15 protein-coding genes and 4 pseudogenes are annotated in these 19,784 nt (G+C 69.9%); 12 read left to right on the top strand and 7 right to left on the bottom strand.

Features of this window, described 5'->3' with window-relative positions:
• The first annotated feature begins 115 nt into the window (after positions 1-115).
• Positions 116-2,506 carry an ATP-binding cassette domain-containing protein gene (locus tag ACZ7L1_RS27785; protein WP_471440749.1) on the top strand — a complete coding sequence of 797 codons (2,391 nt, stop codon included), beginning with the start codon at positions 116-118 and terminating at the stop codon, positions 2,504-2,506.
• A gap of 353 nt (positions 2,507-2,859) precedes the next feature.
• Here the strand turns inward: ACZ7L1_RS27785 and ACZ7L1_RS27790 are convergent, their stop codons facing one another.
• On the bottom strand, positions 2,860-3,831 hold the full coding sequence (locus ACZ7L1_RS27790; protein ID WP_471440750.1) for an aminoglycoside phosphotransferase family protein: 972 nt from the start codon (positions 3,829-3,831) through the stop codon (positions 2,860-2,862).
• Positions 3,832-3,909: 78 nt separating this feature from the next.
• Positions 3,910-5,100 (bottom strand): alginate lyase family protein, encoded by a 1,191-nt coding sequence (locus tag ACZ7L1_RS27795; RefSeq protein ID WP_471440751.1) that lies wholly within the window; start codon positions 5,098-5,100, stop codon positions 3,910-3,912.
• A 51-nt stretch (positions 5,101-5,151) separates the two neighbouring features.
• Here ACZ7L1_RS27795 and ACZ7L1_RS27800 point away from each other — a divergent pair, with 51 nt between their 5' ends.
• Together ACZ7L1_RS27800 and ACZ7L1_RS27805 are read left to right on the top strand one after the other, a co-directional pair.
• Positions 5,152-5,613, top strand: a complete 462-nt coding sequence (locus ACZ7L1_RS27800) for a hypothetical protein (RefSeq protein WP_471440752.1) — start codon at positions 5,152-5,154, stop codon at positions 5,611-5,613.
• A gap of 48 nt (positions 5,614-5,661) precedes the next feature.
• Positions 5,662-5,868 (top strand): annotated as a pseudogene (locus ACZ7L1_RS27805) (VOC family protein); the annotation flags it as partial.
• A 191-nt stretch (positions 5,869-6,059) separates the two neighbouring features.
• On the opposite strand, the gene ACZ7L1_RS27810 reads toward ACZ7L1_RS27805, so the two are convergent.
• Positions 6,060-6,965, bottom strand: coding sequence for an aminoglycoside phosphotransferase family protein (locus tag ACZ7L1_RS27810; RefSeq protein WP_471440753.1), 906 nt, complete (start codon positions 6,963-6,965; stop codon positions 6,060-6,062).
• A gap of 114 nt (positions 6,966-7,079) precedes the next feature.
• Between ACZ7L1_RS27810 and ACZ7L1_RS27815 the strand changes: the two genes are divergently transcribed.
• The 8 genes and pseudogenes from ACZ7L1_RS27815 (at position 7,080) to ACZ7L1_RS27850 (ending at position 14,991) form a co-directional block, all read left to right on the top strand.
• Positions 7,080-7,742, top strand: a complete 663-nt coding sequence (locus ACZ7L1_RS27815; RefSeq protein WP_471440754.1) for a helix-turn-helix domain-containing protein — start codon at positions 7,080-7,082, stop codon at positions 7,740-7,742.
• Positions 7,739-9,076, top strand: a complete 1,338-nt coding sequence (locus ACZ7L1_RS27820; protein ID WP_471440755.1) for an MFS transporter — start codon at positions 7,739-7,741, stop codon at positions 9,074-9,076. Before ACZ7L1_RS27815 ends, ACZ7L1_RS27820 begins: the two co-directional genes overlap by 4 nt.
• Positions 9,077-9,313: 237 nt before the next feature.
• Positions 9,314-10,525 carry a glycosyltransferase gene (locus tag ACZ7L1_RS27825; RefSeq protein ID WP_471440756.1) on the top strand — a complete coding sequence of 404 codons (1,212 nt, stop codon included), beginning with the start codon at positions 9,314-9,316 and terminating at the stop codon, positions 10,523-10,525.
• A gap of 36 nt (positions 10,526-10,561) precedes the next feature.
• Entirely contained in the window at positions 10,562-12,712 is a 2,151-nt protein-coding gene (helR, locus tag ACZ7L1_RS27830) for an RNA polymerase recycling motor ATPase HelR (RefSeq protein WP_471440757.1), read from the top strand.
• Between the two features lie 475 nt (positions 12,713-13,187).
• The gene (locus ACZ7L1_RS27835; RefSeq protein ID WP_471440758.1) at positions 13,188-13,472 is read left to right on the top strand and encodes an EthD domain-containing protein; all 285 of its coding nucleotides are present in this window, start codon (positions 13,188-13,190) and stop codon (positions 13,470-13,472) included.
• A 279-nt stretch (positions 13,473-13,751) separates the two neighbouring features.
• Positions 13,752-13,928, top strand: a pseudogene (locus ACZ7L1_RS27840) (response regulator transcription factor); the annotation flags it as partial.
• A 257-nt stretch (positions 13,929-14,185) separates the two neighbouring features.
• On the top strand, positions 14,186-14,455 hold the full coding sequence (locus ACZ7L1_RS27845; RefSeq protein ID WP_471440759.1) for a hypothetical protein: 270 nt from the start codon (positions 14,186-14,188) through the stop codon (positions 14,453-14,455).
• On the top strand, positions 14,452-14,991 hold the full coding sequence (locus ACZ7L1_RS27850; protein WP_471440760.1) for a hypothetical protein: 540 nt from the start codon (positions 14,452-14,454) through the stop codon (positions 14,989-14,991). Before ACZ7L1_RS27845 ends, ACZ7L1_RS27850 begins: the two co-directional genes overlap by 4 nt.
• Positions 14,992-15,137: 146 nt before the next feature.
• On the opposite strand, the gene ACZ7L1_RS27855 is transcribed toward ACZ7L1_RS27850, so the two are convergent.
• Both ACZ7L1_RS27855 and ACZ7L1_RS27860 read right to left on the bottom strand, forming a co-directional pair.
• Positions 15,138-15,806: a CAP domain-containing protein gene (locus ACZ7L1_RS27855; protein WP_471440761.1), complete on the bottom strand. Its 669-nt coding sequence runs from the start codon at positions 15,804-15,806 to the stop codon at positions 15,138-15,140.
• A 528-nt stretch (positions 15,807-16,334) separates the two neighbouring features.
• Positions 16,335-16,496, bottom strand: a pseudogene (locus ACZ7L1_RS27860) (cytochrome P450); the annotation flags it as partial.
• A gap of 178 nt (positions 16,497-16,674) precedes the next feature.
• Here ACZ7L1_RS27860 and ACZ7L1_RS27865 point away from each other — a divergent pair.
• Positions 16,675-16,974 (top strand): annotated as a pseudogene (locus tag ACZ7L1_RS27865) (cytochrome P450); the annotation flags it as partial.
• Here the strand turns inward: ACZ7L1_RS27865 and ACZ7L1_RS27870 are convergent.
• The gene (locus tag ACZ7L1_RS27870) at positions 16,897-17,157 is read right to left on the bottom strand and encodes a hypothetical protein (RefSeq protein WP_471440800.1); all 261 of its coding nucleotides are present in this window, start codon (positions 17,155-17,157) and stop codon (positions 16,897-16,899) included. The pseudogene ACZ7L1_RS27865 and the gene ACZ7L1_RS27870 overlap by 78 nt on opposite strands.
• Before the next feature lie 192 nt (positions 17,158-17,349).
• Positions 17,350-19,641: an FUSC family protein gene (locus ACZ7L1_RS27875; protein ID WP_471440762.1), complete on the bottom strand. Its 2,292-nt coding sequence runs from the start codon at positions 19,639-19,641 to the stop codon at positions 17,350-17,352.
• Positions 19,642-19,784 lie beyond the last annotated feature (143 nt).

Below are 19,784 nucleotides of genomic sequence, written 5' to 3' on the forward strand. Positions count from 1 at the left end.
CCGCCGATCAGCCCGGCACGAGGGAGGCCGAACGTTACGCTCGAAGCCGGTCTGATCGAGCCAGGCGATCCCCACGGAGACCGCGAAGGCGGCCCGCCCGACAGATGGAGACACCATGAGCATGGCCACGAGGACGGACACGCAGTCGTCTGCGCCGCACCTCGCCGACAGCCACGATCTGATCCGCGTGCACGGCGCGCGCGAGAACAATCTCAAGGACGTCAGCGTCGAGATACCGAAGCGCCGGCTGACGGTGTTCACCGGCGTCTCCGGCTCGGGCAAGAGCTCTCTGGTGTTCGACACGATCGCCGCGGAGTCGCAGCGGCTGATCAACGAGACCTACAGCGCCTTCGTGCAGGGCTTCATGCCGACGCTCGCCCGGCCCGAGGTCGACGTCCTGGACGGGCTGACCACCGCGATCATCGTCGACCAGCAGCGCATGGGTGCCGACCCCCGCTCCACGGTCGGCACCGCGACCGACGCCAACGCGATGCTGCGCATCCTCTTCAGCCGGCTCGGGCAGCCGCACATCGGCTCGCCCCAGGCTTTCTCCTTCAACGTCGCCTCGATCAGCGGGGCGGGCGCGGTCACGCTCGAGCGCGGCGGGAAGACCGTGAAGGAGCGGCGCGACTTCCAGATCACCGGCGGCATGTGCCCGCGCTGCGAAGGCCGGGGCACGGTGACCGACATCGACCTCACCCAGCTCTACGACGAGACCAAGTCGCTCGCCGAGGGTGCGATCACGATCCCCGGTTACAACGCGGGCGGCTGGAACATGCGGCTCTACAAGGACTCGGGCCTCCTCGACCCGGACAAGCCGATCCGCGACTACACCGAGACCGAGCTGCACGACTTCCTCCACCACGAGCCGACCAGGATGAAGATCAGCGGCATCAACATGACGTATGAGGGGCTGCTCCTTCGGGTCCAGAAGTCGTTCCTCGCCAAGGACAGAGAGGCGATGCAGCCGCACATCCGGGCGTTCGTGGACCGGGCGGTCACCTTCACCGCCTGCCCCGACTGCGGCGGCACCCGGCTGAGCGCGGCGGCCCGGTCGTCGAAGATCAAGGGGATCAGCATCGCCGACGCCTGCGCGATGCAGATCAGCGACCTGGCGCAGTGGGTCCGCGGCCTGGACGAGCCGTCGGTGGCCCCGCTGCTCGCGAAGCTGCAGCACACGCTCGACTCGTTCGCGGAGATCGGTCTCGGCTATCTCTCGCTCGACCGGCCGTCGGGCACGCTGTCGGGCGGCGAGGCGCAGCGCGTCAAGATGATCCGCCACCTCGGCTCCCCGCTCACCGACGTGACCTACGTCTTCGACGAGCCCACCACGGGCCTGCACCCCCATGACATCCAGCGGATGAACAGCCTGCTGCTGCGGCTGCGGGACAAGGGCAACACGGTGCTCGTCGTGGAGCACAAGCCGGAGGTGATCGCGATCGCCGACCACGTCGTCGACCTCGGCCCGGGTGCCGGTACGGCGGGCGGCTCCGTCTGCTTCGAGGGCACCGTCGAGGGCCTGCGTGCCGGCGGCACCATCACGGGCCGCCATTTCGACGACCGGGCCGCACTCAAGGACACGGTGCGCAAGCCCACCGGCACTCTGGAGATCCGCGGCGCGAGGAGGCACAACCTGCAGGGTGTCGACGTCGACATCCCCCTCGGGGTGCTGGTCGTCGTCACCGGCGTCGCCGGCTCCGGCAAGAGTTCCCTCGTCCACGGGTCGATCCCCGCCGGCGCGGGTGTGGTGTCGATCGACCAGAGCCCGATCCGTGGCTCCCGGCGGAGCAACCCCGCAACGTACACGGGGCTCCTCGACCCGATCCGCAAGGCCTTCGCCAAAGCGAACGGCGTGAAGCCGGCACTGTTCAGCGCCAACTCCGAGGGCGCCTGCCCCACCTGTAACGGCGCCGGCGTCGTCTACACCGACCTGGCGATGATGGCCGGTGTCGCCACCACCTGCGAGGAGTGTGAGGGGAAGCGGTTCCAGGCATCGGTGCTGGAGTATCACCTCGGTGGCCGCGACATCAGCGAGGTGCTCGCGATGCCGGTGGCCGAGGCCGAGGAGTTCTTCGGCGCAGGCGAGGCGCGCACGCCGGCCGCGCACGCCATCCTGCGCCGGCTCGCCGACGTCGGGCTCGGCTACCTCACCCTCGGCCAGCCCCTCACCACGCTGTCCGGCGGCGAGCGGCAGCGGCTCAAGCTGGCTACCCACATGGCCGAGAAGGGGGGCGTCTACATCCTCGACGAGCCGACCGCCGGCCTGCACCTCGCCGACGTCGAGCAACTGCTCGGGCTGCTCGACCGGCTCGTCGACTCCGGCAAGTCGGTCATCGTCGTCGAGCACCACCAGGCCGTCATGGCGCACGCCGACTGGATCATCGACCTCGGCCCCGGCGCCGGCCACGACGGCGGCCGGATCGTCTTCGAGGGCACACCCGCCGACCTCGTCGCCGCCCGCTCCACCCTCACCGGCGAGCACCTCGCGGACTACGTCGGCAATTGAGCGGGGCGCTCGCGGTCACCGTGGGACGGACTCTCCCCAGGCCGAATCGGGTCAGGTGCCGGTGTCGAATCGACCACCAGGACCGGCTTCGTCTTGCGCGGATCGCCGTCCACGGGCAGCGGAACAGGTCCCGGGGCGGCGCAGGGGTACGGCGCCGCTCGGCGGGGTGTGTGCGCCGGTGTCGTCGGCGGTGAGGTGACCCAGCGGCACGCACGCGTGGCATCTGAGGTCCATCTGGCGGTGACAGTCCGAAGTTCGGGCTGTCGGCGACGGCCGAACGCCTGACGCCGGCAGCCCGAACATCCGACGGAGCCCCAACTCGCCGAAGCCATGAGCGAGCAGCTGCCGTCCGATCAGTCCCGATGCGCCCGCCCTGGACTGCCGGATCGCGGCTGCGCGCCTTCTGTGAGCAACACTGCCAGGTGGTCCACGAATTCGGTGAGCCAGTCCCGTCGCGGCCCGCTGCGGGCCCTCCGGAATCCATGGCGGCGGCCCCAGAACGCGGCCTGAACGGCATGGAACTGGGCCCAGCGCCGGACACGCGCGCGATCGACTTCCGCCGTCTCGGCGAAGACGTCCAGAACGCGGCGGACATCCCGACGCAGGTCGTCCGCCTCGAGGAGCGTCAGGGCCCGCGACTTGAGCAGTGTGCCGCCGTCGTAGGCGGGATCTCCCACATACCCCTTGGGATCGACGGCCAGCCAGGGCTCACGGTCGCCGCGCAGGATGTTCCTGGCGTGGAGGTCGCCGTGCACGAGAAGGTCCGGCTGTTCACGACCCAGATCGCGGACGGTCGCCACGGCGGCGTCCACGACATGACGCGGCAAAGCGTCAGCCAGTTCCACGGCGTCCTTGCGCAGCTGCTCCTCCCAGACATCGGCCCGCTCACGCAGCCGGGGCAGGCCGCGCGGGGCGGGAACAGCCAGGCGGCGACAGATCCGCCCCGCGACCGTCACCACCTCGTCGACTTCCTCGACCTCCGCCAAGGTCGACGTATGGACCCGCTCGAGCAGCATCGCGAAACGATCGTCATCGCGCTCGTGCAGCAGGACGGCTCCGCGCCCGCCCCAGGCAACGAACGCATCCGGCTCATGGACGTTGCCGGGATGAGGAAACGACACCTTCACGACTGCTGTGGCGCCGTCTCCCCGTCGGACCGGGACGATGATCCCGACACCCCCGTGCACGACCTCGCCGTCCAGTCCACATTCCCAGCGCCGCAGCAACTGATCCACGATCCGGGGCAGTTCGGCGAGCCATGCCGTTCCCGCCTCCCCTTCACGCTCCACCGTGGTCCGCGCGAACGCTTCCGGTACATCGATCATTCGGGAACCCTATGCGGCTGCGTGACACGGACGCCGGGCACGGGACACGGCTTCCGGCCAAACCGCGGCCGGAGATGGTCAGTTCGGGTTGTCCGCGTGCGTGAGGGTCGTCCAGGCGTTGAAGTAGTCGTCCGTGCCGGACGGCCGGTGTGCTTCGGTGTACTTCTGGGTGTTGGACATGCTGATGCCGAGCCGGTTGTGCAGGGCGTTGAAGCCGACCTCCGTGACCCGGCCGAGGCCTGTCTTGACCGAGCCGCCGCACAGCCAGGAAGGTGCCGCGGTGCCGTTCTCGTAGGAGGTGTGGAAGCCCAGGGCGTGACGCAGCCGGTCCTGGATCTTCGGATAGAGGTCCTGGCCCTGGATGCGGCTGGTTTCGGCGATGTCCGCCACGGAGGCGAGGCCCCAGCCGGTGTGCCCGAAGTCGCGGCAGGTTTCCTGGGCGAGGCCGTCGACGAAGGTGCTCTGGCCCTGCCAGTACTTGATGATCTCGGCGCTGGTGTCGATGCTGCTGTTCGCGGGCGGGGTGGGCAGGCCCCCGTCACCGGTCAAGTAGATGTACGCGGGGACTCGGGCCAGGTAGGTGCTGACCGCCTTGTCGTAGCCGGCCCGGTCCTCGATGAAGACGGAGATGCCGATCGCCGCCTCGGTCATGACCAGTTCCCAGTTGCCGTTCTTGGTCGCTGCGCCGTTGATCACCTCGGGGAGGTACACGGTGCGCAGCATGGTCGCGAAGCGGCCGGCGCCCGCCCAGCCGCCGTCGTAGGTGTACTTGATGATCTCTGCGGCGCGCGGCCACGTGGATCCGGCCCAGCCGGTCTGCAGCGGGGCATTGCTGTTGGTGTGATCGGTGATGGTCGCCGACCATGCGTCCATGATTTCGATCGACTTCTTGGCGTATCTGCTGTCCCGGGTGAAGTACCAGGCGAGCGCGTCGGTGTAGGCGGCGATGGCGTCCTGACGCTCGTCGGTACAGCCGTAGTTGGGATTGGACGACGACCCGCACTCCACGACGGCGCGCGGTTTGGCGGTACGTGACAGCGAGGCGTAAGAGCTGGCCATCATGGCGTCGTACGCGGCCTTCCACGGCTGCGCGCCGGTCTGCACCTTCGAGCGGGCGTAGGCGAGTTGGGCCCGGCTCACCAGCACACCGGGGTGGGTGAAGGTGGTCGGTGCGGCCGTCGCCTGCGCAGCCGGGCCTGTGATCTGAAGGTTCAGCAGGACGGCCAGCAGGGCGACAACACTGAGCAGTGCGGTTCTGGTTCGTGCCATCCGATGACCTCTTTCGTTCACGTATAAGAACGCAGTTCCGAATGAGGGAGCATGGTCTGGACCATAGAGATCACACATGGACATGTCAACACGTCAACCACCGCGGGGTCGCGCCACGTAAGGCGATACACCTGCAAGCGGACGGCATTTACTTCACCCGAATGCGCGTCAAAGCGCAGCGATATTTTGGTCATACTTCATGATGATCAACCTGTCAGCTTGAAAATCAGGACTATGGAGGCAAACGTGCGTCAGCACATTAAAATCGGAGTGGCAACGGCCGTGACGGCCGTCGCCCTGCTCGGTGGCGCCTCACCGGCCAGCGCGTGCTCAGAGCCCGAGGCGGACACCGACCTGACCAACTCGGTCGGGACCGAGCTGGCCGAGCAGATCACCTGTCAGGTCGGCGATGGCAATAAGAGCATCACCATCAATCAGACCAACAACATTACGGTCGGAGGCGATCTCGACGGTGAACTCAACGATGCCATCTTCCCTCTGGACTTTGACTGAGGTCCTGTTCACGGCCAGTTGGAGGAATCGCCTTTCTGCGGTCCGGCGCAGGGGCGTCCAATAAACGACCCGTTCGGCGGTACCTGACGGGTGGTCAGACGCGTTGAGGAAGTCGCGGAAGACGAGATGTGGTAGCGGCTGCAGGACTCTGTGTACGCCGAAGTCATGCGTGTGGCTCAGGAGACGCTCGACGCCGAGCTCAGCGGTCGAGACCACGGACGCAGCAATGTTCCTGTTTTCAGGACAACCAGCTGACAGTGCTGGTCGGGGTCAGCCCGTACCAGAACGGTAACCAGTGAGAGACTTCAGGCTGCTTCAGCAGCCTGACAGTTGACCTGCGCAGAAGTGAAGCCCCTGGTAGACGGATTTTCGACCAAGACATCCGGCACTACCAGAGGCTTCACGTGCTTGTTTGCCCGTCTGTGGCTGGACGTGTCCACAGCCGATCAGCCGCCGGCCAGGAGCAGGAGGAACTGAGTTTCCGCGTCGTCCCGCCCCGCGCACACTCCCGGGACCGCGTTGACGGCGGCCAGGGCTCGGCACCATCGCAGCACCCGATCGGGAGACTGGCCGGGGACCATCCTGGCCAGTTGCTCGATCCTCTGCTCCAACACAGCGAAGCTTGTCACTCCCGCAAGTACCCAGTCCACAGCGTCGAAGTCAGGGTCGCCCCACGTGGGTCTCGGGTCGATCGCCACCATGCGGGCGCCCGGACCGGACAGGACGTTGGCCGGGTGCAAATCACCATGGACGAGTCCCGCGGTTCCACTGGTGGCGAGTTCCAGGGCCGCCGCCCTGGCCTGGTCGAGCACCGCCGGGGCGAACAGACCGTCCACGCCCGCCGCCGCCAGCCTTCGGTCGGTCAAGTCGAACACGAAGTTGATCCGGTGTGAGAGAGGCAGCAGTACCGAGTACTCCCCCGGCACATGAGCAGAGCCCCGAAGGTCCCGCAGCAGCGTCGCGACCCCGGGCAAGTCCCAGGAGAGCTGCCGCACCGGCACTCCCGGCTCGACGTCCTCCAGCAGCAGGGCACCGGCGGCGGGGTCGTCGGCCAGCAGGGTGACAACCGAAGGCGTCTCCGCCCACGCCCGCAGCGCTTCGGCCTCCTCTCGGGCGATGGCGGGCTGCGGTGTGAGTTTCAGCCACGCCGAGGTGCCCGTGTCACGTCTCAAGCAGCGGAACACCCGTGAGGTGCCTCCCCCGCCGGTCGCGACGGGATCCAGATTCCACCGAGCAGCGAGTTCGCCGACGAGAGCCGGCAACTCATCGCACCAGCCCAGAACCTCGGCTCCGAACCGCACGACAAGCCGTTCCCGGACCTCAGGCGCGACACAGGCCAACTCTCTCAACACGTCCCCCGCAGGTGGTCGGTGCAGTCCTTCGCATTCTAGGCCTGACCGAAACCGCAAACGGTTCTTCGCGAAGAAGTCTTCGCGAAGAACCGTTTGCGGTCTAGAGTGCGCGACATGACTGACACAAGTGCCGGGCCGGGCGCCCTTCGAGTCGAAGGAGACGCGGTTGTTCTGGATGCCAAGGGGCTGCGCGCCCTGGCGCACCCGGTGCGCGTGCAGTTGGTCGGGCTGCTCCGGAAGTACGGCCCGTCGACCGCCACCCGTCTCGCGGAACGACTCGGCGTGAACTCCGGCACGGCCAGCTACCACCTGCGCCGGCTCGGGGCGGCCGGCTTCGTCGAGGAGGACACGGCACGCGGCAACGCGCGCGAGCGCTGGTGGCGTTCGGTGTATCGGATGACGGAGTTCAACGACCGGGATCTGGCCGATCGAGAGCCCGAGGCCACACTGGCCTATCTGCAGTCCGTCGCCGCCACCTACACTTTGCGCGCCCAGAAGATGCTGAACGAACTGCAGACGATGCCACGTACGTGGCGGGACACCTTCGACATGAGCGACTGGGCTCTGCGGCTCACACCCGAAGAAGCCGTGGCCCTGCGCGAGGAGTTGAGGGCCGTCATCGCCCGCTATCGCCGGGACACGCCGGAGGCGGCCGCGACTGCCCCCGACGGAGCCGAGCGGGTCGGTGTTGTCACGTATCTGTTGCCCGAACTGGACGCGCCCCCACCGCAGTTGCATCCCGATTCTGGGACACCGACAGGAGCGGGGACATCGTGACGCAGAGTGCCGCGGGCTCCGACGGCATACCCGGCAAGGGGTCCTTACGCCCGCTGGGCGGGGTACTGGCCGCCATCGCCGTGTCGCTCACCGGTACGCGGGTCTCGGCCGTCGCACTGCCCTGGTTCGTGCTCGTCACCACTGGCAGCGCCACCCGGACCGGACTGGTCGCCTTCTGCGAGATGGCCCCGTACGTGGTGGTCAAGGCGTTCACCGGGCCACTCGTGGACCGGATCGGTCCGCGGTCCGTCTCCTGGACCACCGATATGGCCAGCGCCACCGCCGCCGCCGCGGTTCCCCTGTTCCATGCCCTGCATCTGCTCTCCTTTCCGCTCCTGCTCGCCCTGGTCGCGCTCATCGGCGCGGTCCGCGGCCCCGGCGACCTGGCCAAGGAGGTGATGGTTCCGGAGGCAGCCGAGCGCGGCCGGGTGCCACTGGAACGAGCCACCGGTCTGGCCGGTGTGACCGAGCGGCTCGCATCCACCATCGGCCCCGCGGCCGGCGGCTCGCTGGTGGCGCTGCTCGGCCCCCTGTCGGGACTTGTCGTCAACGCGTGCTGCTTCGCGCTCGGATCGTTGATCATCGCGGTCGCGCTGCCGCGCGGCATGGGGCACCCGTTCGAGGAAACCGCGTCGCAAGCCGGGGCGACGGGGCCGGGATACTGGCGGCGGTTCGGCGAGGGCTTCACCTTCCTTCGTGGCGAGTTGTTGCTGCTCACCGTCATCGTCATGGTCGGCATCACCAACCTCCTGGACGCGGGGTTCACCACGGTGCTCATCCCCGTCTGGGCCAGAGAGTCCGGCAACGGGCCCGCCGCGATCGGCCTGGTGGGCAGCGTGGGCGGGGCCGCTGCGGTCGGTGGCAGCCTGGTCGCCGCGATGGCCGCGCACCGGCTGCGGCGTCGGGTGGTGTTCTTCACCGGATTCCTGCTGGCCGGGACGCCGAGATTCCTGGTCCTCGCCTTCGATGCGCCGATGGGGGCGGTACTGGCCGTGTTCGCGGTCAGTGGTTTCGGTGCGGGCTTCCTCAACCCCGTGCTGGGGGCCGTGCTCTTCGAGCGGGTGCCGCGCCGGATGCTGGGCCGGGTCAACGCGCTCGGCGACTCGCTGGCCTGGGCCGGCATCCCCCTGGGTGGGCTCATCGCTGGGGCGGCGGTGGCCTCCGCCGGGCTTGTGCCGGTGCTCCTCGCCGGTGGAGCCGCGTACTTCCTCACCACCAACCTGGTCGGGCTGCGGCCGGAATGGCGCGAGATGGACCGCGTGGGGGGACGAGGCGTCCAGGCACCGCCACCTGAGGAGGACGCGCAGTCGACCAGTGCGCGTCTCACGGCATGACGCCTGCGGGACGGGAGGGGCAGAGATGCTGGGGGCGGCCCTACCGCCGTACCCGGCGCGGCGCCGCTTCCCGAGGAGCTTGTCCATCCGCAGTGGACGACAAAAGGGGAAAGGCAAGGAGGCCACTCCTTGCCACTTTCAACGTATAGCGCACCGGGGGGCTTGCGGCAAGGCCCCCGTCGTACCGCAGAATCGTCGGCCGAGGGTCAGATCCTGCGGAAACGGGGGAATCACGAAATGCGTGTTCTTTTGATGAGCTATGGGTCGCGTGGAGACGTCGAACCCGTGGCGGCACTCGCGGTGGCGCTCCGGGAGCTCGGCGCCCAGGCGCTGGTGTGCGCTCCACCGGACGAGGAGTTCGCCGAGCTGCTGGAAGGTGTCGGTGTGGAGCACGTGCCGTTCGGCCCGTCGGTGCGCGCGCTGGTGACCGGGGCGAAGCCGCCGACGCCCGAGGACGCCTTCCGGGTCGCGGCCGAGCTGGTCGACGCCCACTTCGGCCCGGTCGCCGAGGCGGCCGAGGGATGCGACGCGCTGGTGGCGACCGGCCTGATGCCGGCCGGCGCGCGGTCGGTGACCGAGAAACTGGGTATCGGCTACGTCTGCGCGTGCTTCCATCCGTTCTCGCTGCCGTCGGCGCACTACCCGCCGCCGGGACGGCCGGGCAAACCGTTCCCGCCGGGCGAGACCGACAACCGGGTGCTGTGGGCCCTGGACGCCGAGAAGGTGAACGCGCTGTACGGCGAGGCGCTCAACAACCACCGGGCCTCGATCGGCCTGCCGCCGGTGGCCAACGTCCGCGACCATGTCTACACCGACCACCCATGGCTTGCGGTGGACCCGGTCCTGGAACCGCGGTTGGACCTCACGGACCTGGACGTCGTACCGACCGGCGCGTGGATCCTGCCGGACGAACGCCCCCTGCCGGGCGAGCTGTCGGCGTTCCTGGAGGCCGGCGAACCGCCGGTGTACGTGGGCTTCGGCAGCATGCGCATGCACGGCTCGCCGGACGTCGCCCGCGCGGCCATCGAGGCGGTCCGCGCGCAGGGCCATCGGGTCCTCGTCGGGCGCGGCTGGGCCGACCTGGCCCTGATCGACGACCGGGACGACTGTTTCGCCGTCGGCGAGGTCAACCACCAGGCACTGTTCCCACGGGTGGCCGCCGTCGTCCACCACGGCGGCGCGGGCACGACCACGACGGCCACCCGGGCCGGCGCGCCCCAGGTGGTCGTGCCCCAGGTCGTGGACCAGCCGTACTGGGCCGGCCGGGTGGCCGAGCTGGGCATCGGCGCGGCACACAACGGTCCGAGCCCGACCGTCCAGTCGCTGTCGGCCGCGCTCAGGACGGCCCTGGCCCCCGAGACCCGCGCACGAGCGGCCGCCGTGGCCGGGACGATCCGCACCGACGGAGCGACGGTGGCCGCGAAGCTGCTGCTCGACGCGGCGGGCTGAGCAGGACCGTTGGCGAACCACATCGGAGCTGATGACGTGAACCCCCTGACCACCAGCGCTTTCGACCTTCCCGACCACCTTTCACCCAAGGCCGACCCGGCGCTGATCGCCCGCGACGACCGGCAGTTCGCGGCCATCGCGGAGAGCCTCGAGTTGACGCTCGCCGAACTGGCCGACCGTCTCGACGCCGAGCTCAAGGCGCCCGGCGGCACGGGCCAGCAGGCGATGGACCGGGACATCGAGGTCCACCGGCTGAACGGCCGGCTGCGCACCCTGCGCCGCTTCGGCCTGGACCTGTGCCTCGGGCACATGGTCCGCGCGGACGACCCCGACCCCGTGTACATCGGACGACTGGGCCTCACCGACAACGAGGGCCGCCGGCTGCTGGTCGACTGGCGCTCCCCGGCGGCCGAGCCGTTCTTCGCGGCGACCCACGCCAACCCGATGGGCCTGGCCAGCCGCCGCCGGTATCGCTGGACCGGCGGCCGGATCAGCGACTACTGGGACGAGGTGTTCACCGCCGACGGGCTCGAAGGGCGCGCGGCGCTCGACGACCAGTCCGCGTTCATCGCCGGCCTGGGCGCCAACCGGTCGGAGCGGATGCGGGACGTGCTCGCCACCATCCAGGCCGACCAGGACGCCATCATCCGAGCCGGATCCCGGGGCGCCCTCGTCGTCGACGGCGGTCCGGGCACGGGCAAGACGGTCGTCGCCCTGCACCGCACCGCCCACCTCCTCTACTCCGACCCCCGCCTCGGTCACCGTCGCGGCGGCGTGCTGTTCGTCGGTCCGCACCGACCGTATCTGGCGTACGTCTCCGACGTCCTGCCCAGCCTCGGCGAGGAGGGCGTGCAGACCTGCGTCCTGCGGGACCTGGTGGCCGAGGGAGCGGGAGCGGCGGTCGAGACCGACCCGGAGGTGGCCCGCCTGAAGTCGTCCGCGGACATGGTGAGGGCGATCGAGCGGGCCGTTCGGTTCTACGAGGAGCCGCCCGCCCAGGGGATGACCGTCACGGTCGACTGGTCCGACATCCGGCTCACCGCCGACGACTGGGCCGAGGCCTTCGAGGCGCCCGAGCCGGGCACTCCGCACAACGAGGCGCGCGACCAGGTCTGGGAGAAGCTGGTCTCGATCCTGAGGGACAAGTACGACGGCGACGTCTCGGCCGACCTGTTCCGCAGGGCGCTGCGGCAGGACGAGGAACTGAACGCGGCCCTAGGCCGCGCGTGGCCGCTGCTCGAGGCGGCCGACCTCGTCGGAGACCTGTGGTCGGTACCGGCCTACCTGCGGATGTGCGCCCCCTGGCTCGGTCCCGACGAGGTCCGCAAGCTGCAGCGCGCGGACCCCCAGGCCTGGACGGTGTCCGATCTGCCCCTCCTCGACGCGGCACGGCAGCGGCTCGGCGACCCGGAGGCGTCCCGGCACAGGCGCCGGCAGGAGGCCGCGGTCGCCGCCGAGCGTGAGTACCGGGCCCAGGTCACCGAGAACCTGCTCAGGACCGATGACGACTGGCAGGGCATGCTGATGACGATGCTGACGGGGCAGGACCTGCAGAACAGCCTGGTCGACGAGGACGCGCTGCCGCGGACCGAACCCGACCTGCTCGCCGGTCCGTTCGCACACATCGTCGTCGACGAGGCTCAGGAACTGACCGACGCGGAGTGGCAGATGCTGCTGCTGCGGTGCCCGTCCCGGAGCTTCACCATCGTCGGGGACCGCGCCCAGGCCAGGCACGGATTCGCGGAGTCGTGGCAGGAACGGCTCGAGCGGATCGGGCTCGACCGGATCAACCTGGCCTCACTGAGCATCAACTACCGGACGCCGGAAGAGATCATGGCGGAGGCCGAGCCGGTCATCCGGGCCGTGCTCCCGGACGCCAACGTGCCGACCTCCATCCGCAGCAACGGCGTCCCCGTCGTACACGGGTCTGTTTCGGATCTGAGCTCGGTCCTCGACACCTGGCTCGTCGCGCATGCCGACGGGATCGCCTGCGTCATCGGCGACCCGGCGTTCCGGGAGACCTCCCGCGTCCGGTCGCTGACGCCGGAGCTGGCGAAGGGGCTCGAGTTCGACTTGGTCGTCCTCATCGACCCGGAGACGTTCGGCAACGGCGTCGAAGGAGCGGTCGATCGCTATGTCGCGATGACCCGAGCGACCCAGCAACTCGTCATCCTCACGAGTTCCTGACGCCGACCGGACGAACGCCCACTCCCGGCCGAGTCGGTGGGCATGACAGCAGGGCCCGGCCCGGGCCCTGTCGCTCGTTCCCGGGCTGTGGCGCAGCAACGGTGTACCCGGGCTTCGGCAGCCTGCTGTGAGACGGCGCTTCGCGTGCGATGCTGTCATGCCGCCGTCAAGGGCGTTCCCACTCCGAGCAGGACCTACTCGGAGCTGTTCTGGCAGCACGACGCGGTCGGCCTCCGAGACGACGACGCCTGACGCTGTCCTCGCCCGTTGCCCTGGCACTGGGCCCATGGCGGGCAGGCCGCCCAGACTCGCGGCTACGAACCGGTCAGGCGCGACCGCGACAGCGAACGCCGCCATTCGGACCACGGGCCGGCCCCTTCCGGTGATTGACGGACGACTCCTGAGCGGAGCCGGGATCGCACGGGTACGGCGTCTCCGGACAGCAGATGATCCCCCACCTCGTGAGGAGAGCAGCGTGTACGCAGCCATCAGACGGTACGAAGGGGTGACCGATCCGGCCGAGGCCGGGCGCAAGGTGAGTGAGGGATTCGTGCCGCTCATCCGCCAGATCCCGGGGCTCCTCGCCTACTACTGGGTAGACGCCGGAGACGGAGTCATGGTCTCGACCACTGTCTTCGAAAGCGAGGAGGGGGCCGAGGAATCGATCAAGAAGGCGGCGGTCTTCGTACGGGACAACCTGGCGTCGCTGCTCCCCAGCCCTCCCAAGGTCATGTCCGGCCAAGTCGTGGCTTCCGCATAGCGCGGAGCCGGCAGCCGATCGACGGCGTCCCGCTCGCGCGGTTCGGCGACCAGTCCGGTGGTGAGCGGTCACCTTCACGGGGCGGTTCAGCCACCTACGCTCGATGCACGGGAGTCAGCGCCGTGGTCGGCGCCGGAGCCCAGCAGGCCTGTTGCCCGATCGGCACACGCTGCCGGAGCGTCACCGGTCACGGTGGTCCGGCCGCGCCTGTGCTTGTCCCACGGCACTGCGACACCGATCGCGATGAACGAGGCCAGGGCGACGGCGGGACCACCGCGCCGTGAACGGGATGTGCCGACTCTCCTCGCCCAAGGCGATACCGATGCGGAGATCGCCACCCGCCTCGCCATGCGGGAAAGCACCGTCAAGGCTCACGTCAGCCGCATCCTGGCCGCGCCGGAGGTCACCACCCGCGTCCAGGCCGCCCTGGCCCGCGACGCGGGACTCACCGCCTGACCGCAGACGGGCCGCGCCCGATCGTCGATCCCGGTCCCTTACGGCCGGGCTTGACGGTCTTCATCGTGTGTGACGCGCACGGCACCTGTACGCCCTGTGAACCGCCCGGCGGTGTGCCGCACATCACCCCGTGAAGGCAGCCCTGAAGGGCCTCGGCCGGAATAACGGGAAAGATGCCTCCGGTTGTCCCTGTCATCTCTCGGTTCTCCGGAGGCTGACATGGACCAAGACCGAACAGGTCGGAAGAGGTGGCCGCGATGAGCCACAGCACATCGGCCGTCTTTCACGGCCGGCCCGACCGTCCTGTGGCAGCCACCGCACCGCGTCAGACCTGGCGGCGCGCCGCGTTCGTCCTTCTCGCGATGGGCCTGGACGCCGCTGCCGCGGTGATGCTGGTGAGTCAGCGCCTTCCAGAGGCCGTCTTCGGCGTGCTGCTGGCCGCTCTCGGCTGGCTCACCACGCGGCGCCTCGCGGCCTGGTACCCCGCACCTTCGCCCATCGTCGCCGAGGAAGCCGCGCGCCGATGAGCCCGACGACACAGGACCCGACACGGACCGACCCCTGCGAGGACGTCTCGAGACCGGTGCGCCCGGCCCTCGCGGGCCGGGGCGGCGGGGATGCCCTGCTCGAGCGGCGTCGACGGCACACGCTCGAGTTGCTCGCGGTGTCGGCACTGGGACTGGTTCCCTGGACGGTGATACTGGGAGTGACCCTGCCGTCCGACTATCGTGTCCACGCCTGGCGCACGACCTGGGTCGGCTTCGACATACTGCTCCTCGCGGCACTGGGGGCGACAGCGGTCCTCGGAATGCGCCGCCACCGGGCCGTGGTGTTGCCCGCCCTGGCGGCCGCCGTCCTCCTGGTGTGCGACGCATGGTTCGATGTCTCGCTCGCCCTGGGCACGTCCGCGGTCTGGATGTCCGCCGCGCTCGCCGTCTTCGTCGAACTCCCGATGGCTGCCTTCCTCTTCCACCGCGTACGACTGCTGCTGCGGTCGCAGTGGACGACGCAGCCATCGTCGAGCACCGCCCCGGAGACAGTGGGGTCAGGCGCCCGGCCCTGATCACCCGGGCACAGGCCGCCTGCCGGCCGCAGGTGGTGCTGAGCCGGCCGCCCCTTTTTGTCACAGAACCACAGGGCGGCCGGGCATGCGCGGACCCAACGCCACCGCCCCGCCGAGTCAGGTGAGTCGTCGGCGAGGCGGCATGGTCAGCGAGCGGTGCCGAAGTCCTGCGTCCAGTAAGAGCCGGGCTGGGCGAGGCCTACGCCGATCTCCTTGAATCCGCAGTCGAGGATGTTCCGCTTGTGTCCCGGGCTGGCCATCCAGGCTGCCATGACGCGCTCGGGGGTGCTGTAGCCGTAAGCGATGTTCTCGCCGTACGAGCTCCAGGAGTATCCGGCGCTGGTGATCCGGTCACCCGGGGACGAGCCGTCGGAGCCGGTGTGGGACATGGTCTGGTGGGCGGCCATGTCGGCGCTGTGTGCCTGAGCGGCCTTCGCCAGCTTCGAGTTGACGGTCAGCGGCGCACAACCCACCTTGGCGCGCTCACTGTTGACGAGCGCGACGACGCGTGCCGTGGCAGAGGCGGGCGCGCCGGACGCCGGGGCACTCGAAGCCGTGGGCCGGGTGGTGGGGGCGGCGGTCGCCGAAGAGCTCGCCTTGGGCTGGGGCGCCGGACTCGCGGTCGCCTTCGCCCAGTGCCATTTCGCCGCATTGCCGGAGCCCTTGTGCCAGTGATGGTGCGAACGGTGCGTGTACGGCCGTCCGTTGTACGAGTCCGCGCAGGCCATGGCGACGGACGGGACGCCCACGGCGGCGATGGCGACGGCGGCTATGACTGCCTTTCGGTGGTGCAATGTCCTGCGGTGCTTGCTCACGCGACCGTCCTCACTAGGTATTGGCATCGCTTCTCGCAGCACCCCGGCATTTACTGCGCATGACAATTCCACGTGCGGAGACCACGCGGTGTGCGCTGTGCAACGCCAACCCCGGCCACCTGCACGGGATCCAGCGCGGAAGATGCCGGGAAGCCCTGCGGCCCGGTCATTCTCGGAAGGCGGAGCAACAAGGGCAATGAGCGCGGAGTACTAGGCTTTCTCGTAGGAAAACGCGACTCTTGCCAGGCATCGATGAGCACGCTAATCCCGCTCAGCGCATTCCCGATTCTCCGTAACGCCCTCAAAGGAGCGGGGAAAGAAGGAGAACCCGCGATGGAGGAATGACCGGTGAACCGGCACAGCCTCGGTGGGGAATGTCCGCTTGGCGGCACATGAACACCAAATGAGAATGAGGCGGCGATCTACTAGGCATCGCCGTACGAAGGAGGTCGGCCATGACAAGAGTCACACCGGCGGCTTCAGCGCGACCGGGGCCCCCGCCTCATCCTCCGCCCGATGACCGGTGGGCTACCGGACGAACCGGACGGGCAGGCTTCGCGGACCGCGGATCATCATCCCCGGGCGCCAGGTGATCGCCGCCGGGTGGATGTCCAGGGCCAGGTCGGCACAGCGTTCCAGCAGCGTCCGGATGGCGATGCGCGCCTCCAGGCGGGCCAGCGGCGCCCCCAGGCGGCCCGCCGGTTCGGACCCACGGCTCGGACGAGGACGGCGACAAGCCGTCCCACGAGGAGCTTCTCGATGGCCTGGCTCCTGCTCGTCGCAGGCCACCTCCTGAAGGAGTCGCGGTCCAGGTCGGGAACGCCGAGGAGTTCGCAGATCACGGAAATGGGCATCCAACGGCGTCCTCGCCCTCCTCACCCATCCCGAGCAGTTGGCCGCCCTGCGCGCCGATGCGTCCCTCATCGACGCCGCGGTCGAGGAGATGCTGCGCTACGACGGCCCGGTGGAGACCCCCACGTACCGCTTCACCACCGAGCCGGTGACGATCGGCGACACAGCCATCCCCGGAGGCGGCGAACTCGTCCTCGTCGCCCTGGCCGACGCCAACCGTGACCCCGCGCGCTTCCCCTCACCCGACCGCTTCGACATCTCCCGTGACGCCCGGGGCCATGTGGCGTTCGCCCATGGCATCCACTACTGCCTGGGCGAGCATCCGATCCAGGAGCACGTCGGTGGTCTTCTGGATGCGCGCAGCGAGTTCCTCCACCCGGCGCGCGGTGAACTGGCGGGCGACCAGTTTGCGCAGCCGGTGCCTTTCTGCGGCGTTGAGCCGTCTCGTCCGGCCGAAGCCACCGGCGTCCGCCGGCGCGCGGGCGATGACCGGAAGCACGATGAGGCGATGCCCGGCCCGGACCGGAGTCCGGTTCCGGGCGTCCCGCCGACCACTCCTCGCACTCGCCGTCCCGCTCCCCCTCGGATCAACACCCGACCGCCCGCCGACTGTAACCGGTACGGCCTCCGGACGGACCCGCTTTCGGCGAAGGCCGCAGGGCGGAACGGACCCGGAACGGCTCGTCCACGGTCAGGACGCGCCGCCCGGCCGCGCCGCTGCCGCCAGGCTCGGCTGCAGGCGGCGCGCGGCGTCGAGGTGGTCGGCGGTCCAGATGATGCGGACGGCCGTGTCCGTGGCCCGCCCGTGCTCGTCGCTGAGGTCGCGGCGCAGGGAATCTACCAACTGCGCTTCGGCCGTGGGGTTGCGCGGCAGCGGATCGCGGACAGAGCCGTCGCGCCCCAGACCGGCGGCCAGGTCCCGGTACCAGCCGGAGACCCGTCCGGCGGCGCTCAGGAGAACGAGGCGGGCCTGCGCCCTATCGGCTTCGCCGTGCGGTCGCGCGGCGCGCTGCCACAGCCCCAGAACGGCGTCCGCGGCAAGGCGCAGTCCGACGATGCCGGTGACCAGGGTGGTCATGTCCGCGAGCGGCACCGGCTTCTGCCCGCGTTCGGCGAGGTAGGTGCGGAAGGCGTCGTCGAGCCGTCGCGCCGCGGCGGCGGCCTCTCGAGCCTCCTGCAGCGCGAGCTCCGCCGATGGGGCGCCGCCGCCGCAGCGGCCGACGGCGTACTCCACGGCGCCCGCCAGATAACGGGCGCTGTCCGTGTACGCCTCGGCGAGGGCCCGCTCCACGGCCGCCGCGGCGCCGCGTGGCCAGAAGAACAGGCCGACCAGCACGCTCACGGCGCAGCCGATCGCGATGTCCTCGATGCGCAGCAGCACGATGTGCCAGTCGGGGTTCTGGCCGATGTTGAACAGGATGGCGAGGGTGATGGTGAAGGACGCCTGACCGGCGGCGAACGAGATGACCGCAGGGGTGATGCCGGCCAGGAGGACGGCCATGGGCAGCAAGAACCAGAGCACCGTGCCGTGGTGTCCGATGAGCTGGAGCAGCCCGGCCCCGACGATCGATCCCGCGATCGTGCCGCCGACGGCGTGGAGGGCGTTCTGTCCGGTGTTGAGGGCGTTGGAACGCAGTACCGACAGGGTGCCCAGCAGCACCCAGAAGGAGTGCTGGACACTGATCAGGTCCACCAGGGCGACCGCGATGCCCAGGCCGACTGCGCCCCGCAGGCTGTTGTGCAACCAGACGGACTGCGGCTGAAGGTGCGCGGCGGCCCGCTCGCGCGCCGCGACCAGCGGTCTGGCCACGGCACCGGGTTCGCGGCCGAGCAGACGCTCGGGCCAGCTGCGGCGCTCGGCGGCCGAGGCCAGGTCGACGTTGTCGGCGATCTGGAGCGTCGCGAAGCCCAGCTCCTGCGCGCGGAAGGACAGGTCCAGGGCCCCGATGACAGGGTGCACCTGTGCGGGCGTACCGGCTCCCGCGTGGTGGACGGGCAGTCGTGATGTGGCGTTGCGCTCCATCCGGGCCATGGCCGCTCGCAGGTCGCCGGCCGCGGTGCGCAGCCCGTCCGGAGCGTTGCGCGGGGCGTCGAGCAGGTCGGCCGCCTCGTCCAGAACCGCGGCGGCGGCACGACGTACGGCATGGGCGTCGGCGTCGCAGGCCGGGCGGTCGTCGAGCGGGGGTGCGCTGTCGGCCAGGATGCTGCTGAGCCAGGTCAGTTCGTCGACCAGGCGAACGACGGCCCGGGAGCCGACGGACAGTCCGGTGGGCCGGTAGGGGGTGGCGTCGAAGACACCGCGCAGGTCGGCCGCCGCGGTCGCGGCCTCGTCGGCGATCGCCCGGCACTTCGTGCCGCTGGGCGCGCCGGGGCCGCCGGCCAGCAAAGAGGCGTCGGTGCGCAGCTGCGCCGCCGCCGCGCGGCACACGCGGGCCGCGGGCGCGCTGAGCGGATCAGTGGTGGGGCGTGGCCACAGAAGACAGACCGCGATCATGGCGGCGGCCGCTGCCAGACCCACTCCGGCAAGCCGGGCGGGCAGCTGCGACAGCGGCACCGGGGAGGTCGCCGGGAGGACGAAGGCCAGCAACAGGGCGGTCGACGTGCCGGCGAGAACGGAACTGACCACCCCGGCGAACAGCACCAGGAACCCGATCACCACCATGCTCGTCACCGCGAGCCAGATCCGGTCCGCCACGAGCGTGCCCAGGCAGACGAGTACCGCCCAGGCCACCGCAAGACCAAGGTGTGCCCGTAGTCGCTGCACCATCGGGCCGGTGAAATCCACCAGCAGCAGCATCGAGAACGAGCCGAACGCGGCGAAGGCAGCCATCGTCGGCGACCCGATCACCTGGCCGCACAGAGCGAACAGCGCGGGCATGACGATCGCGGTGCGCCCGGCGCGGCGGGTCGCGGCCAGGTCGGGATCGCGGGCGCGCAGCCACGCTGCGGCCGGAAGGAACCGGCTTCGGCCAGGTATACGCACGTGCCCGCGCACCTCCACTCGACGGGGTGTCCGTCCGCCTCAAGGGTGACGGGTCCGCCCGGGCAAAGGCCATACGAACGCGGCCCCTGTGCGCGATCGGCGCGGATGGGGCCTCCGCGATCACCAGGGGCCGCACCCGAACG

This window comes from Streptomyces sp. NPDC107546, assembly GCF_055639175.1.